The organism is Microbacterium sp. (assembly GCF_026393345.1).
In the GTDB taxonomy this organism is placed as follows: domain Bacteria; phylum Actinomycetota; class Actinomycetes; order Actinomycetales; family Microbacteriaceae; genus Microbacterium.
In genome coordinates this window covers 77,346-92,954 of the sequence record NZ_JAPLAI010000066.1, presented here as the reverse complement: position 1 = coordinate 92,954, position 15,609 = coordinate 77,346, and the positions used below count along the sequence as shown (strand labels likewise).

General features: G+C 71.0%; 16 protein-coding genes. 4 read left to right on the top strand and 12 right to left on the bottom strand.

Annotated features, from left to right (window positions below):
• From NT132_RS13140 to NT132_RS13120, 5 genes are all read right to left on the bottom strand, one after another.
• Positions 1 to 571: MFS transporter (locus NT132_RS13140; protein WP_297789801.1), on the bottom strand; the 571-nt coding region annotated here is incomplete at its 3' end.
• Positions 568 to 1,212, bottom strand: a complete 645-nt coding sequence (locus NT132_RS13135) for a TetR/AcrR family transcriptional regulator (RefSeq protein ID WP_297789798.1) — start codon at positions 1,210 to 1,212, stop codon at positions 568 to 570. The genes NT132_RS13140 and NT132_RS13135, both read right to left, overlap by 4 nt.
• Positions 1,213 to 1,258: 46 nt before the next feature.
• Positions 1,259 to 1,420: a hypothetical protein gene (locus NT132_RS13130; protein WP_297789795.1), complete on the bottom strand. Its 162-nt coding sequence runs from the start codon at positions 1,418 to 1,420 to the stop codon at positions 1,259 to 1,261.
• A gap of 188 nt (positions 1,421 to 1,608) precedes the next feature.
• Positions 1,609 to 2,028, bottom strand: a complete 420-nt coding sequence (locus NT132_RS13125) for an organic hydroperoxide resistance protein (protein WP_297789793.1) — start codon at positions 2,026 to 2,028, stop codon at positions 1,609 to 1,611.
• 4 nt (positions 2,029 to 2,032) lie between these two features.
• Positions 2,033 to 2,500: a MarR family winged helix-turn-helix transcriptional regulator gene (locus NT132_RS13120; protein ID WP_297789790.1), complete on the bottom strand. Its 468-nt coding sequence runs from the start codon at positions 2,498 to 2,500 to the stop codon at positions 2,033 to 2,035.
• An 81-nt stretch (positions 2,501 to 2,581) separates the two neighbouring features.
• Between NT132_RS13120 and NT132_RS13115 the strand changes: the two genes are divergently transcribed.
• The gene (locus tag NT132_RS13115; RefSeq protein WP_297789787.1) at positions 2,582 to 3,439 is read left to right on the top strand and encodes a sulfurtransferase; all 858 of its coding nucleotides are present in this window, start codon (positions 2,582 to 2,584) and stop codon (positions 3,437 to 3,439) included.
• Here NT132_RS13115 and NT132_RS13110 read toward each other — a convergent pair.
• The 6 genes from NT132_RS13110 to NT132_RS13085 form a co-directional block, all read right to left on the bottom strand.
• Positions 3,423 to 4,718 (bottom strand): NtaA/DmoA family FMN-dependent monooxygenase, encoded by a 1,296-nt coding sequence (locus NT132_RS13110; RefSeq protein WP_297789784.1) that lies wholly within the window; start codon positions 4,716 to 4,718, stop codon positions 3,423 to 3,425. The genes NT132_RS13115 and NT132_RS13110 overlap by 17 nt on opposite strands.
• A 25-nt stretch (positions 4,719 to 4,743) precedes the next feature.
• Positions 4,744 to 5,943, bottom strand: a complete 1,200-nt coding sequence (locus tag NT132_RS13105) for an acyl-CoA dehydrogenase family protein (RefSeq protein ID WP_297789781.1) — start codon at positions 5,941 to 5,943, stop codon at positions 4,744 to 4,746.
• Positions 5,940 to 7,139: an acyl-CoA dehydrogenase family protein gene (locus NT132_RS13100; protein WP_297789778.1), complete on the bottom strand. Its 1,200-nt coding sequence runs from the start codon at positions 7,137 to 7,139 to the stop codon at positions 5,940 to 5,942. Before NT132_RS13100 ends, NT132_RS13105 begins: the two co-directional genes overlap by 4 nt.
• Positions 7,139 to 7,801: a methionine ABC transporter permease gene (locus NT132_RS13095; protein ID WP_297789774.1), complete on the bottom strand. Its 663-nt coding sequence runs from the start codon at positions 7,799 to 7,801 to the stop codon at positions 7,139 to 7,141. The genes NT132_RS13100 and NT132_RS13095 overlap by 1 nt, the downstream gene beginning before the upstream one ends.
• On the bottom strand, positions 7,801 to 8,835 hold the full coding sequence (locus NT132_RS13090; protein ID WP_297789771.1) for a methionine ABC transporter ATP-binding protein: 1,035 nt from the start codon (positions 8,833 to 8,835) through the stop codon (positions 7,801 to 7,803). Before NT132_RS13090 ends, NT132_RS13095 begins: the two co-directional genes overlap by 1 nt.
• A gap of 70 nt (positions 8,836 to 8,905) precedes the next feature.
• A complete protein-coding gene (locus tag NT132_RS13085) occupies positions 8,906 to 9,886 on the bottom strand; it encodes a MetQ/NlpA family ABC transporter substrate-binding protein (protein ID WP_297789768.1) in 981 nt (326 codons plus the stop codon).
• Positions 9,887 to 10,215: 329 nt separating this feature from the next.
• Between NT132_RS13085 and NT132_RS13080 the strand changes: the two genes are divergently transcribed.
• The 3 genes from NT132_RS13080 to NT132_RS13070 are packed head-to-tail and all read left to right on the top strand — an operon-like array spanning position 10,216 to position 14,158.
• A complete protein-coding gene (locus tag NT132_RS13080) occupies positions 10,216 to 11,235 on the top strand; it encodes a PLP-dependent cysteine synthase family protein (protein ID WP_297789765.1) in 1,020 nt (339 codons plus the stop codon).
• The gene (locus NT132_RS13075) at positions 11,232 to 12,395 is read left to right on the top strand and encodes a cystathionine gamma-synthase (protein WP_297789762.1); all 1,164 of its coding nucleotides are present in this window, start codon (positions 11,232 to 11,234) and stop codon (positions 12,393 to 12,395) included. Before NT132_RS13080 ends, NT132_RS13075 begins: the two co-directional genes overlap by 4 nt.
• 53 nt (positions 12,396 to 12,448) lie before the next feature.
• Positions 12,449 to 14,158, top strand: a complete 1,710-nt coding sequence (locus NT132_RS13070; RefSeq protein ID WP_297789759.1) for a hypothetical protein — start codon at positions 12,449 to 12,451, stop codon at positions 14,156 to 14,158.
• A 79-nt stretch (positions 14,159 to 14,237) separates the two neighbouring features.
• On the opposite strand, the gene NT132_RS13065 is transcribed toward NT132_RS13070, so the two are convergent.
• Positions 14,238 to 15,593 carry an aspartate aminotransferase family protein gene (locus NT132_RS13065; RefSeq protein ID WP_297789756.1) on the bottom strand — a complete coding sequence of 452 codons (1,356 nt, stop codon included), beginning with the start codon at positions 15,591 to 15,593 and terminating at the stop codon, positions 14,238 to 14,240.
• Positions 15,594 to 15,609 lie beyond the last annotated feature (16 nt).

The window sequence follows — 15,609 nt, the reverse complement described above, 5'->3', positions numbered from 1 at the left end:
TGATGAACGCCGCGATACCGACCGGGATGTTGATGTAGAACGCCCACTGCCACGTCAGGTGGTCGACGAACAGGCCGCCCAGCAGCGGGCCCGCGACGGCAGACAGGCCGAAGATTCCGCCGAGCGGGCCGAGGTACTTGCCGCGCTCGTTGGCGGGCACGATGTCGGCGATGATCGCCTGCGAGAGGATCATGAGCCCGCCGCCACCGAGACCCTGGATGGCGCGGAACACGACGAACATCCAGAAATCGGTCGCGAACGCGCACGCCAGCGACGCGATCGTGAAGATCGCGATGGCGAGCAGGAACAGCCGGCGGCGGCCGAGCACATCGCCGAACTTGCCGTAGATCGGCATCACGATGGTCGTCGCGAGGATGTACGCGGTCGTGATCCACACCTGGTGCTCGACACCCCCGAGCTGACCGACGATCGTCGGCATCGCGGTCGACACGATGGTCTGGTCGAGGCTGGCCAGCAGCATCCCGGCGATGAGTGCCGAGAAGATCAACCAGATCCGCCGTTTCGTCAGCAGGAGTGGCGCGTCGGATGCGCGCGTGGCGGAGGTGTTCACAGTGGTCCTTCCACAGGCCGGGCGATTTGGGTGGCGAACAGGGAACGCGCGGCATCGAGGCGGCGCGTGAAGATCTCTTCGAACGCCACGGCGCGTTCGGTGGCGAGGTATTCGGAGGTCGCGGCGCGGCACAGCGCGCCGATCGTGATCGCGGCGACCTCGGCACGCACATCGCCCGGTGCGAGATGTTCCCGGCGTGCGACGAGGTCTGCATCCTCCCGTTCGCCGTCGTTCGTGAGCGTGAGGATGCGCGCCAGGAGGCGAGGCTCCCGGTCCACCGCGGCGACGAGCTCGCTTGCGGTGTCGGGGGCGATGTCCATGCTGCGCCAGCGCGCGACCGTGAGTGCCGCCAGATCATCGAGGAGATGAGATGAGATGCCACCGCCGTCGCTGCCACCGGCGAGGAATGCCTCGATGAGAGCCGTGTCGTCCCGATGCAGCGGGATGCCGAGGATGGCATCCTCTTTCGAGGCGAAGTAGTTGAAGAAAGTCCGTCGGGAGACTCCCGCCTGTTCGCACAGCTCCTCGATGGTGAAGCCGTGCAGTCCGTGCTCCGCCGTGGCGATCCGCGCCGCCCGGACGAGGGAGTTCACGGTCTCGGTGCGTCGCCGCTCGCGAGGCCCTTCTGCACTCTCCTTCATGGAGTGCAGTATTGCACGAAACGATCGTTAGTGCAGATACCTCGTGTCAGCGGGAGTCGCCGTCCTCCGGCCACTCCGCCACCGCGGCGATCATGTCGCCGATGACGAGCTGCGAGGGGCCGTCGGTGCGGACGCCCCGCAGGCGGTATCCGGCGGGGAGGTCGTCGACCAGCTGACCCGCGCGCGGCCCTCCCGACAGCATGAACATGACGGCGACGGTACCGGGCGACACCCGATGTGCCGCGGGGGGTTGCGCTCGGGCGCCTCATCCGCCACAGCCTCGCGGGCGCGGCGTCCTGATCGTGACGGGAGCCCGGGCGGTGCGCGCCCGACAGGGCCCCGAGACCGTGGGTTGTCCCAGGGTCTCGGGGCCCAGAGGCGGGCGGCGGGAGGGGGTCAGTCCTCGACGACCGTCACCGTCGTCTCGATGTTGCCGCGGGTCGCGTTGGAGTAGGGGCACATCTGGTACGCGCCGTCGGCGAGCGCCTGGGCCTGGTCGCGCGGCAGGTCGGGGATGACGACCTCGAGCTCGACCGCCAGGGTCAGCCCGGTCTCGGTGCGTACCAGGCTCACGCGGGATCCGACGCTGGTGTCGTGGATCTGCACCTTGTCGCGGCGAGCGACGGCCAGCAGTGCACTGTGGAAGCACGCGGCGTAACCGGCGGCGAAGAGGAGCTCCGGGTTGAGGGCGCCGCCTGCGCCGCCCATCTCGACGGGGGTGCGCACGTCGACGTCGAGCAGCCCGTCGCCGGTGGCGACGTGGCCGTTGCGGCCGTCGCCGGTGGACAGGGCTTCGGCGGTGTAGAGCGCGGTCATGGGGTCACCTTTCATGAGGGACGGATGCGGCAAGTGCCGGATCCGTGTCGTTCGAGGCCCGCACGTTGCCGGTGAGGCGGTGCAGGAGCTCGAGGACGTCGGGGGCGGTGTCGACCGTCAGGCCGAGGCAGGCCGCCACCTGGCCGGGGACGGCGGCCGTCTCGGTGCGGAGGGCCTCGCCGCGGTCGGTGAGGGCGATGGTCACGAGGCGGCCGTCCGCCTCGGTGCGGGAGCGCGTGACGAGCCCGGCGTGCTCCATCCGCCGCAAGAGAGGCGAGAGCGTGCCGGAATCGAGCGCGAGGTCATCGCCGAGGTCGCGCACCGAGCGGGGGCCGCGGTCCCATAACTCCACCAGCACGAGGTACTGCGGATAGGTGAGCCCCCATGGCTCCAGCAGGCGTCGGTACGCCTGGGTCGTGGCACGGCTCGCCGAGTACAGCGAAAAGCACACCATGTGGTCGAGCGCGGTCATGAGAAAAGCATTGCACCGGGGCATGACGCGGTGTTGCGCCGCGCCCTGGCGGCCTGGCGGCGGCCGCGTCAGGCTCGCAGAGTGACCCCCGTCATCGATCCCGCGGCGCTCGCCGACGCGCTCGCCGGCCCACGCCCGGTGCGGCTGCTCGACGTGCGCTGGCGGCTGGATCTGCCCGAGGGTCGCCCCGCCTACCTCGCCGGTCATCTCCCGGGCGCGGTCTACGTCGACCTCGAGCAGGAACTCACCGATCCCGGCCATCCCGAGGAGGGACGCCATCCGCTCCCCGCCGTCGACCGGCTGCAGGCGGCCGCGCGGCGCTGGGGCGTCCGCGCCGGAGACCTCGTCGTCGGCTACGACGACAACGACGGCGTCGCCGCGGCGCGTCTCTGGTGGCTGCTTCACCGCCGCGGCGTCGATGTGCGCGTCCTCGACGGCGGTCTCCGCGGCTGGATCGCGACGGGCGGCCTCCTCGATGGCGGAGACGTACGGCCCCCGCTCGGCGACGTGGTGCTGACGGACGCCGATCCGGGCGCGTCGAGCATCGACGACGCCGCGCGCGCCGCGGTCGGCGGATCCCTCATCGACGCGCGATCGCCGCAGCACTACCGGGGGATCGCGCCCACGGCGGACCCCGTCGCCGGCCACATCCCCGGTGCGGTGAACGTCCCGACCCTCTCGCACATCGACGCTGACGGCCGGCTGCGCGAGCCCGAGCACATCCGCCGCACCCTCGCGCAGGCGGGAGTCGGCGCCTCCGACAGCGTGGTGGTCTACTGCGGCTCGGGGCTCGCCGCGGCCCACACCGCCCTCGCCCTCGCCCACGCCGGCGTCGACGCACGGGTGTTCCCAGGGTCGTGGAGCAAATGGTCGCGCGCCCGTGGCCGCCCGGTGGCCGTGGGCCCGAGCCCGTGGGGCGAGGTCACCGCGGTACGCTGACCGCGGCGGGCTCCTCGTCACGGATGCGGCCCCGCCGGCGCAGCTCCGGCACGACGAGCTCGGCGACATCCCGTGCGGTGTCGAACGAGTGGTACTGCCGCAGGTTGATGCCGTCGATGCCGTCGTCGTCGAGCCAGCGCTCGATCTCGTCCGCCACGACCTCGGGGGTACCCGCCACGAAATAGCGGTCCTCGCGGCCGCGGCGAAACCCCTCGAGGGTCTCGGTCACGGTGCGATCGAGCGGGAGTCCGAGGCGCTCCGGGTCGGCGCCGGCGGCGACCGCGGCCCGGCGCACCGTCCAGTCGCCCGGGAATGCGGTCAGATCCAGCGGCACGGACGCGTGGGCGAGGATGCCGTCGAGCGAGGTGTGGCGGCGGTACAGGTCCCACTTCTCGGCCGCCTCCTGCTCGGTGCGGCCGACGACGATCCCCGCCTGCACGAGGAAGCGCACGTCGTCCGCTGCCCGGCCGTTCACCTGCGCCGCCTCGCGGATGATCGTGGGATTCCGGCGGAAGTCATCCGCCGTGCGGCCGCCGGTGAAGACGACCTCGGCGTGCCGCCCGGCGAAGGCAATGCCCGCCGGCGATCCGGTCGCCTGAAACAGCACGGGCGTGCGCTGCGGGGACGGAGCGCACAGGTGCGGACCCGCGACCGAGAAGTGCTCCCCGACGTGATCGATGTAGCGCACCTTGTCGGGGTCGGTGTAGACCCGCTCCTCCCGGTCCACGATGACGGCATCGTCGTCCCAGGAGCCCTCCCACAGCTTGTACGTCACGTCGAGGAATTCGTCCGCGATCTCGTAGCGGCGGTCGTGCGGGATCTCGTCCGCCAGGCCGAAGTTGCGGGCGGCGTTGGGGAGGTAGGAGGTGACGATGTTCCAGCCGATCCGGCCGTCGGTGAGGTGATCGAGGGTCGACATCCGCCGGGCGAAGGTGAACGGTGGCTCGTAGCTGGTGGAGAAGGTGACGCCGAAACCGATCCGCCGGGTCACCGCCGCCATCGCGGGCACGACGAGCAGCGGATCGTTCGACGGGATCTGCAGCCCCTCTCGCACCGCGGTCGCAGGCCCGCCGCGGAACGTGTCGTAGGCGCCGACCACGTCGGCGAGGAAGACGCCGTCGAACCCGCCGTCCTCGATGATCTGAGCAAGCTCCGTCCAATACGAGAGGTCGCCGAAGCGGTGCCGGTTGTTCCCCGGCAGCGGCCACAGCCCGTGTGTGATGTGGCTCACCGTGTTCATCTCGAACAGGTTGAGGATGAGCTTCTTCGGTTCGGTCATGTCGTCTTCCGCTCGAACGTCGGGGTCATGCTTCGCCCACACTCCACCACGATGCCACCGGGGCGCCGGTGAGCAGATGCGCGCCGAGGTCGCGGGCCTTGTACCGGGCGGGGTTGTGGGAGGCAAGGGTGCGGGCATTGCGCCAGTGGCGGTCGAGCGCCCGGTCCTGGTCCAGAGCGCTCGCGCCGCCCACCTCGAACAGGTTCGTCGCCGCCTGCAGCACGGCGGGGAGGATCACCAGCTGGGCGGCGGTGACCGCCCGGCCGACGTCCCCGATCGCGGCGCGGGCGCGTTCGTCGTCGTCTGCCGTGATCGCGGTGCTCGACGCATCGAGCGTCGCGGATGCGGCAGTCAGCGCCGCATCCGCGGCGAAGGCCAGCGCGGCGAGGTCCCCGACGACCTCCTGCACCAGCGGGTCCTCCCGCGGGGTCGCACCGGACGCGTGGCTGAACCCGCGGGTGCGGGCACCGACGTACGCCACCGCGTCGTCGCGCACCGCCCGGCCGATCCCGGCGGCGGCGGCCAGCAGCACGAGCTGCACGAAGGATCCGCCGTGACTGAGACGGTCGGGATCACGAGGAAGCAGGTCGTCCTCGTCGATGCGGACGTCGCTGAACACGGTCGTCCCACTGCCGGTCATCCGTTGCCCGAACCCCGACCAGTCGTCCACCCGCTCGAGGCCGACCGCGTCCGTCCGCACCAGCACGCTCACCTGCTCCCCGTCGCGCTCGGCGAGCACCGAGACGAGATCGGCGAACAGGGTGCCGGTGCTGTAGAACTTGCGGCCGTCGAGGCGGAGCCCGTGGGCATCCCGGGTGATCACGGTAGTGACCGACCCGACCGTGGCGGGGCCTCGTTCGAAGGTGGCGTTACCGTGGATGCTGCCATCGGCGAGCATCCCCAGGAGCCGGTCGCGGCGCGACCCCGGCGGGGAGTGCAGGATCCGGTCGGCGAATGAGAAGTGTGATCGCAGCAGCTGCGTGAGATTGGGATCGCGGCGGGCGAGCTCGGCGAGCAGTTCGAACAGCTCCGAGGGGGTCGCGCCGTCGCCGCCGAACCGCGGCGGCAGGGTCACCCGGGTGAACCCGGCGTCACGGAGCGCGGCCACCTCCTCGTAAGGGAGCCGGCGTTCGCGTTCCCGGGCCACGGCGTCGCGCCCCACCTCGTCGAACACCGGAGCGTACCGGGCGACCAGGTCGCGGCGGGCTGTCGCCGATGCCGTCATGCGCGGGCCTCCGCGGGGATCGCTGTGGGGGCGGCCGGGGCCTGCCAGGTGGGCCGTTCGCCGAGCAGGTCGTACCGGCCGACCGCCCGTATCCGCTGCGCGACCGGGTTGTGGGACGCGATCGTGCGGACGTTCCGCCAGTGGCGGTCGAGGCCCGCCGTACGGGCGACGGCGCTCGCCCCGCCCACCTCGAACAGCGTGGTGGTGGCGTCGAGGATGAGTGCCGGGACGGTGTGCTGCGCGCGATACACCTCGAGCTCCACGTCCGCGAGCGGTTCCGGGTCGCCGCCCGCCGCCGCATCCCTCGCCGCATCCAGGTCCGCGGCCAGGCTCAGCACCACCCGCCGGGCCGTGGATGCGGCGGCAGACACCTCGCCCACCACGTGCTGCACCAGCGGGTCCTCGCGGGGGAGGGTCTCGCCGGCGAAGCCGAACGTGCGCCGGCGCGGGCGGACGAACGCGACAGTGTCGTCGACGGCGCGTTGTGCGATGCCCGCGATGACGGCGAGGAGGGTCAGCCGGTAGACCGCGCCGAGGTAGCGCCAGCGCCCGATGCTCTCCCGGTCGCGCCCGTCGATCTCGGCCGGATCCACCTCGACCGCGTCGAAGACCGTGGTGCCGGACCCGGTGAGAGGCTGGCCGATACCGTCCCAGTCGTCGATGAGTCGGACGCCCGGGGCATGCGCGGGCACCGCGAGCGAGACCCGTATGTCGTCATCGAGTGCGGCGACGTGGATCCAGTCGGCGTACAACGAGCCGGTCGTATAGTGCTTGGTCCCCTCCAGCAGCACGCGGTCACCCCGGCGGAGGAGCCGGGTCTGCAGCTCGGCGGTCTCCTGGCGTTCGGAGAACGCGTTGCCCACCATCGCGCCGGTGGCGATCCGCGGGACCCAGCGTGCCGCCGCATCCGTGTCGAGGCCGTCCAGCAGAAGTCCCTCCACGAACGCGATATGGCCGCGCCACACGTGGGCGAGGTTCGCATCGGCCGTGGCGAGCCGGATGACCCGCCCGAACAGCTCGGGGAGGGAGAGCCCCTCGCCGCCAGCGGAGGCGGGCAGCCGAGTGGCGCCGAACCGCACGGCCCGAAGGTCGTCGACGGCATCGAACAGCAGCGTCCGGTCGCGTTCACGCTCGGCCGCACCCTCGGCCCATCGGGCCAGCAGCGCGTTCCAGCGAGGGTCATCGGGGGTCGTCATCAGTGCATCACCTTCCGGGAGACGAGGTTGCCGAGCCATTGCGCGAGCTGCACCAGGGCGATGAGGATCACCACGATGACGAGCACCACGAACCAGTCGAACCGCTGGTAGCCGTACTTGATGGCCAGGTCGCCCAGACCGCCCCCACCGATCGCGCCGGCCACCGCGGTCGTGTCCACGAGCGCCACGACGATGTAGGTGAGCCCGAGCGTCAACGGCCCGAGGGATTCCGGGATCACGATCGTGAACAGCACCCGGGCGGGGCTCGCGCCCATGGCGACCCCCGCCTCGATGGCGCCCGGATCGACCGCGACGAGGTTCGATTCGACGATGCGGGCGATCGCCATGGCCGCGACGATCGTGATCGGCACGGTCGCCGCCAGCGGGCCGATGCTCGTGCCGATGAGCAGGCGCGTGAACGGGATGATCGACACCGCGAGGATGATGAACGGGATGGGCCGCACCACGTTGATGACCACGTTCAGTCCGCTGAACACGGCGCGGTTCTGCAGCAGGTTGCCGGGACGGGTGGCGTACAGCAGCAGGCCGAGACCGAGACCGAGGATGGTCGCGAACACGAACGACACCGTGACCATGAGGAGGGTGTCGGACAGGGCCCGCCCGATCCGGGGGAGCAGCGCGTTGAAGTAGTCCGCATCCATCAGCGTGCCTCCGCCAGCTCTGCCACCGTGGCGACCTGCCGCAGCTCCGCGACCGCGCGGTCCACGTTCGCCTCCGCCCCGAGGAACTCCACGGTGAGGCTGCCGAACAGGCGTGACTGCAGCTCGTCCACCCCGCCGTAGACGACGTTGACGTCCACGTCATGTCGTCGGGAGATGCGGGTGAGGAACGGATCGTTCGACTCCCGGTTCTCCACGTGAAGCTGCACGAGGCGCCCGGTGTGCAGGGACCGGATGCGGGCGATCGTGCCGGCCGAGGGCAGGTGATGGAGGACCGAGGACACGAAGCGGCGGCTGGTCGGATGCTGCGGGTGCGCGAACACGTCATACACGGTGCCCTGCTCGACTACCCGGCCGTCCTGCATCACCGCGACCTTGTTGCAGATCTCCCGGACCACATCCATCTCGTGGGTGACGACGAGCACCGTCACGCCGTACTCGTCGTGCACTCGGCGGAGAAGGTCCAGCACCTCCCCGGTCGTCTGCGGATCGAGCGCGCTGGTCGCCTCGTCGCTGATGAGCACGTCGGGCCGGTTGGCGAGGGCGCGGGCGATCCCCACCCGCTGCTTCTGCCCGCCGGACAGCTGCGACGGGTAGGCCAGGGCCTTATCGGTCAGACCGACGAAGTCGAGGAGCTCCTCCACCCGGTCGAGGATCCGCGACTCCGGGACACCGGCGAGTTTCAGCGGATACGCGATGTTCTTGTAGACGGTGCGGGAGCGCAGCAGATTGAACTGCTGGAAGATCATGCCGATGCGCTGGCGGGCGCGCCCGAGGGCCGCGCCGCTGAGTTCCGACACCACCCGGTCGCCCACGAGCACTCGGCCGGACGTGGGGCGTTCCAGCGCGTTCACCGTGCGCAGCAGGGTGGATTTGCCGGCGCCGGAGTACCCGACGATGCCGTAGATGTCGCCCGCATCCACGTCGAGGGTGACGTCGGTAAGCGCGTCGAACCGGCGTCCTCGTGCGGTGGTGAAGGTCTTCGAGACCTGCTCGAAGCGGACAGCGGTGCTCATGTGTGCTCCTTGGTCGGCGCAGCCCGTTCCCCTCGCCCCACGACGGGGACGAGGGGAACGGGCTCCGGCGTCAGTCGTTGTCGGCGGCGGCCTTCTCGAGGTCGGCGAGCTTCGACCGGAGGGTCTTGACCGGGACGTCGACGAGGACCGTCGCACCCTTGTCCTCCTTCTCCAGCGCCTCGGCCACGCGCGGGTCGGCGTAGGCCTCCTTCAGCACGGCCCAGGCGGGGTCGTCGGCGTTGTCGGCGCGGGACGCGACGATGTTGACGTAGGGGAGGTTCTTCTCGTCCAGGGAGTCGTCGAGATACAGCGCGTCCTCTGCGGTGAGACCCTGCGACGGGTCGAAGTAGGACAGGCCCACGACGACAGCCGACAGGCTGGGGTCGTCGAACTGCTGCGGGATGGTGGTCGCCGCGATGGGCACGAACTCCAGGTTCTTCGGGTTGGAGGTCACGTCGTCGACCGTCGGGAAGTCGCCCGCGTCCTCGGCGAGCTCGATGAGACCGGCGGCGGCGAGGATACCGAGCGCACGACCGCCGTTGGAGGGGTCGTCGGGGATGGCGATGCGACCGCCATCGGGGATCTCGCCGGTGTCGCCGAGGGTGGCGGAGAAGATGCCCCACTGGGTGATGACGGTGGAGAAGATCGGCGTGAGGTCCTCATCGTTCTGCGCGTTGAAGTTCGACAGATACAGGATGTGCTGGAACGCATTGCCGTCGACGTTCCCCGCGGCGAGCTCCGTGTTCGGCAGTACCCAGTCGTCGACGTTCACCCACTCCACGTCGAGCCCCTTCTCGGCGGCGACCTCCTGCACGGCGGACTGGAAGTCGCTGTCCTCGCTCACCGCGATCTTCAGCGTGAGGCGCTCGCCGTCGGCGGGGGCCGCTTCGGCGGACCCGCCGCCCAGGTTCGCGACGATCGCGACCACGCCGACGACGATCGCGACGACGATGACCGCGCCGACGGCGAGGAAGATGTTGCGCCGGCGCTTGCCGGCCGATTCGACGGAGGCGCGCAGATCGCTCTGCGGCGCCGGATTCTGCTCGGACATGAACGTTCCTCTCGAAGGGTGCGGGGTGCGACCGGATGCGGGATGCGAGGCCTGCCGCATCCGGTGCGCCCATTCCGCCACGGCCGACGTCACCTCCCAACCGGGGCTGTCATCCGCGGTCGCCCGACGTCACCCGCCGACGTGTGACGTCATCCGGCGTCATGGGGCGGGTGGCGAGTGTGACAGGCGTTGTGTAGGGTCGGACGCGTGCTGACCTGTCGTTGTTGTCGCTGAGTGATCCGTCGCGCCGCCGCGCGCGCTTCCCTTCGACCGACACCGACCCCGCGTTCCCCCGCTCCGGCCGAACGCCGCACCCACAGGACTCCCTCATGCGTTACGCCAACAGCGTCGCCGAACTCGTCGGCAACACCCCGCTCGTCCGCCTGAACCACGTCACCGACGGCCTCGCCGCGACCGTGCTCGTCAAGGTGGAGTACTTCAATCCCGGCGGCTCCGCGAAGGACCGCATCGCCCGCAACATCATCGACGCAGCCGAGCGCGATGGTCTGCTGCAACCCGGCGGCACCATCGTCGAACCGACGAGTGGGAACACCGGCGTGGGGCTCGCGCTGGTCGCGCAGCAGCGCGGCTACCGGATGGTCTTCGTCGTCCCGGACAAATTCTCCGGCGAGAAGGTCGCCGTGCTCCGCGCGTACGGCGCCGAGGTCGTCACGACACCGACCAACGTGCCGCCGGAGGATCCCCGCTCCTACTACAGCGTGTCCGACCGTCTTGCCCGCGAGATCCCCGGCGCCTTCAAGCCGAACCAGTTCGCGAACCAGAACGGTCCGCGCGGGCACTTCGAGACCACCGGTCCGGAGATCTGGCGCGACACCGACGGCGGCGTGACCCACTTCGTCGCCGGGATCGGCACGGGCGGCACCATCAGCGGCACCGGACGTTTCCTCAAGCAGGCCTCGGAGGGTGCCGTGACCGTGATCGGCGCCGATCCGGTCGGCTCCATCTATGCCGGCGGGCCGATCCACGGCTACGACGTCGAAGGCGTAGGGGAGGACTTCCTGCCCGACACGTTCGATGCGAGCGTCGTCGACCGTTACGAGAGCGTGTCGGATGCGGAGTCGTTCGCGATGACGCGTCGCCTCGCCCGCGAAGAGGCGCTGCTGGTGGGCGGCTCGAGCGGCATGGCCGTGGTGGCGGCGCTCCGCGTCGCCCGCGACCTGCCCGCCGACGCGGTCGTCGTGGTCATCCTGCCCGACCACGGCCGCGGCTACCTCAGCAAGCTGTACGACGATGAATGGCTGCGAGCCCGCGGCTACGAGGTGCCCGATCCCGGCCCGCGGATCGCCGCATCCCTCCCCACCCCGAACCCGGCAGGAGCCGCACGATGACGACACCCGACAGCCCCGCCCTCGGTTTCGACAGTCTCGCGGTCCACGCCGGTCAGGCGTTCGACCCGACCACCGGCGCCGTCATCCCGCCGGTGCACTTCTCCACCACGTACGCCCAGGACGGGATCGGCGGCCTCCGCGGCGGCTACGAGTACGGTCGCAGCGGCAACCCGACCCGCACCGCGCTGGAACAGCAGCTGGCCGCCATCGAAGGTGGCGCGCACGCGCTCTCCTTCGCTTCCGGTCTCGCGGCGGAGGACGCGCTGCTGCGCTCCGTGCTCAAACCCGGCGACGAGGTGCTGCTCGGCAGCGACGTCTACGGCGGCACCTACCGGCTGATCGCCCGGATCCTCGGTCCCTGGGGTGTGGGGCTGCGCGTGGTCGACATGAGCGACCTGGATGCGGTCGCCGCGGCGCTGCAGGAGCGGCCCGCCCGCATCCTCTGGGTCGAGACGCCCTCGAACCCGCAGCTGCTGATCAGCGACATCGCCGGCCTCGCGCGCCTCGGGCACGAGGCCGGTGCGCTCGTCGTGGTCGACAACACGTTCGCCTCGCCCGCGCTGCAGCAGCCGCTCGCGCTCGGTGCCGACGTCGTCGTGCACTCGACCACGAAGTACCTCGGCGGTCACTCCGACGTGGTCGGCGGCGCGCTCGTGATGAACGACGACGCGCTCGCCGAGCAGGCGAAGTTCCTGCAGTTCGCCGCCGGTGCGGTCTCCGGGCCGATGGACGCCTGGCTCACCACCCGCGGCATCAAGACGCTCGCGGTCCGGATGCAGCGGCACAGCGAGAACGCCGATGCCGTGGCGCGTTTCCTCGCCGCCCACGATCGTGTCGCCCGTGTCTACTACCCGGGGCTACCCACGCATCCCGGTCACGACCTCGCCGCCCGGCAGATGAGCGGCTTCGGCGGGATCGTGTCGCTCGAGCTTGCGGACGGGCCGACGGCGCGCCGCTTCTCGGAGTCCACGCGGCTGTTCACGCTCGCCGAGTCACTCGGCGGTGTCGAGTCGCTGCTCAACTATCCCGATGAGATGACGCACGCCTCGGTGCGCGGCACGGAGCTCGCGGTTCCGGTGGAGCTCGTGCGGCTCTCCGTGGGAATCGAAGCCGTGGATGACCTCATCACCGACCTGGACGCCGCACTTTCCGCCCTCTGATCGTTAGAGTGGTCACTCAGGGCCCTGCCCGGGGGCCTGGGGGAGTTGCCGCAATGCGCGACAGACGCGCTCTGCCGCCCATCGATCTCGCGCGGCTGCCGATCGTCGACCGATGGTGGTCCGCCGTGTCCAGCGGACGGTTCTACACCTGGTGGTCGGCGATCGTCGCGCTGCCGGTCGCAGCGACCGTGCTGGGCTCTTTCGGCGGGGTGACCCGGCCAGGGCAGGCCGTGGCCGCCGTGGCGCTGTCCACGCTGGGGTGGCTCCTGTGCTGCCTGCTGATCCTGCCGGCCGCCTGGGCGGAGCGGCGGATCCCGAGCCCCGCGGGTCGCGCGACGGTGGTGCTCGGTGCGCTCGTGGTCGTCTGCGTCCTGCGCCCGCTGCTGAACGATCTGCTGGTCAGCTGGTGGAGCCCGCGCGATGTGGGCGGCGCGCTGGGGCTGCGGATCCTCATCAACCTCATCGCATGGTTCGCCCTGCTGTCGATGGTGGCGGTCGCGGTAAACGCCACCGCCACCGCCACCGGGGTGAACCGGCGACTCCGCGCCGCGCTCGCTGCCCTCGAGGGCGGGAGTGAGCGCGACGAGGGCGACGCGCGGCGCGCCCGCGCCCGCATCCACCTCACGGTGGAGGAGCTGCGACGCCGCGCCGAAGCCCTCCGCACCGGCGTGGTCGATTTCGATCGAGTGCGGGAGTTCTCCGAGGCGGTGCGCGACGCGAGCCACGACCTGGACGAACGAGCGGACACCGACGCCGTCGCGGCCGGGGCCGCCGCCCGTCCGTCGTTTCTCGCCTGGTTGCGGCCGCCGCCGGTCGGACTCATCGGCGCCGTCTTCACGTTCGGCTCGCTCCCGTTCGCTCTCTCGGTCATGCCGCTGTGGCTGGTCGCGCTCGCGGCCGTGGTCGCCCTGGGCATCCCGACGCTCGGCGACGCGGTGTCACGGGTTCTCTCCCGCGGGCGCACACCGACCGCGCAGGGAATCATCGTGCTCGCCGTCTCCGTTGCGGAGGGCGTGCTGCTCTCACTCGTCTTCCTGCCGGAGTTCGGTTCGCTGGGAGTGGAGTGGGTCATTCCGATCGTGATGGTGCCAGGCATCACCATCCTCGCCGCGGTCGCCGAAGGCGCCGTCGAGCGTGCGGAGTCCGAACAGCTCTCCCTGACACAGGCGCTCTCGGCGTTCCGCGCCGCAGACGCGGGGACTCCCGCCTCCGCGGCGGACCTCCTGCGCCACGCCGCCGACACCCTCCACGGCGAGGTCCAGAGCCGCTGCGTCGTGTTCGCGGCGATGCTCGACGACGAGCCCGCTACCCCGGAGCAGACGGCGGAGTTCCTCTCCGCCATTGGGGTCCGGTTGGATCACGTGATCGCCCCGCCCGCACCCGTGGACGGGGACGCGCTGGCGACGCTGATCGCGGCGTGGTCGCCCGTGCTCGACATCCACTGCGACATCGACGAGGAGTCGGCGCGAGCACTGACCGACCCGGACACGGCCCGCCGGGTGGCAGACGTCACGAGCGAAGCGTTCGTCAACGCCGTGAAGCACTCCGCCGCGCGGGAGGCCACCGTGGTCGTCCAGCAGGCCGCGCCGGGCATCCTCGCGGCCCGCATCGCCGCACCCGGACGGCTGCGGAGCACGCGGAGCGGGGGGCTCGGGCTCGCGCGGCTGGCCGTCCCCGCCCGGCTCTCGCAGCGCGGCACGGATGTCGTCCTCGCCGCGGCTGTCCCGTTCCGCGACACCCGCGCCGGCGAGGCCCCGGCCTGACGCGCGAATGGGCGCTTGTGGTGGGTTCCGGTGGGTCGGAAGCCGCCACAAGCGCCCACTCGCGCGGGATCGTGCCGGGTCAGCGGGCGTATGCGTCCACGGTGTCCAGGGCGCGGTCGATGATCGCCAGGCCCCGGCGGAGCTCGTCCTCGCCGATTACCAGCGGCGGGGCGATGTGGGTGCGGTTGAAGTGGATGAACGGCCACAGGCCCGATCTCTTGCACGCAGCCGCGAATTCGCCCATGGGTGCCGCATCCGCGCCCCCGGCGTTGAAGGGCACGAGCGGCTCGCGCGTCTCGCGGTCGCGGACCAGCTCCACCGCCCAGAAGAGTCCCGCGCCCCGCACCTCGCCGACCGAGGGGTGGCGCTCGGTCCACTCCGCGACAGTCGGCGCGATCACGCGGTCACCGAGGTCGCGCACCCGGGCGAGGATGCCGTCTCGTTCGAACACGTCGAACGTCGCCACCCCCGCCGCGCACGCCAGCGGGTGCCCGGAATAGGTCAGCCCGCCCTGGAACGCGCGATCGTCGAAGAATCGGCCCACCTCGCGGGAGATCACGACGCCGCCGAGCGGCACGTAGCCTGAATTGACACCCTTCGCGAAGGTGATGAGGTCGGGGACCACGTCGCGCGCCTGGAAGGCGAACCACTCGCCCACCCGGCCGAAGCCGACCATGACCTCGTCGGCGATGAGCAGGATGCCGTAGCGGTCGCAGAGCTCCCGCACCCCCTGCAGGTAGCCGGGCGGCGGGATGAGGACGCCGTTCGTGCCGACGACGGTCTCCAGGACGATCGCGGCGATGGTCCCGGCGCCCTCGAGCACGATGACCTGCTCCAGGTGCGCGAGCGCCCGTGCGGACTCCTCCTCCGGCGTCGTGGCATGGAAGGCGGAGCGGTACAGGTACGGCCCGAAGAAGTGCGCCACGGAGCCGTCGCCCGGCTCGTTCTGCCAGCGCCGCGGGTCGCCCGTCAGCGAGATCGCCGTCGTGGTGTTGCCGTGATAGCTGCGGTACATCGACAGCACCTTGCGGCGACCGGTGAATGCCCGAGCCATGCGGACCGCGTTCTCGTTGGCATCCGCGCCGCCATTGGTGAAGAACACCTTCTGGAACGAGTCGCCGGCCACCTCGACGATGCGGCGGGCGAGCTCGCCCCGTACGTCGTTCGCCATCGAGGGCTGGATGGTCGCCAGCCGCCCGGCCTGCTCCTGGATCGCTGCCACCAGGTCCGGATGCTGGTGCCCGAGGTTCAGGTTCACCAGCTGCGACGAGAAGTCCAGGTAGCGGTTGCCGTTGTAGTCCCAGAACGTCGAACCCTCGCCGCCGGCGACCGGGAGCGGATCGATGGCGCCCTGCGCGCTCCACGAATGGAACACATGGCCGCGGTCGTTCGCGCGGACGGTGGCCTCGGCATCCGTGTCGATCTGTACGGTCATGTCACGCCTCCGGGGA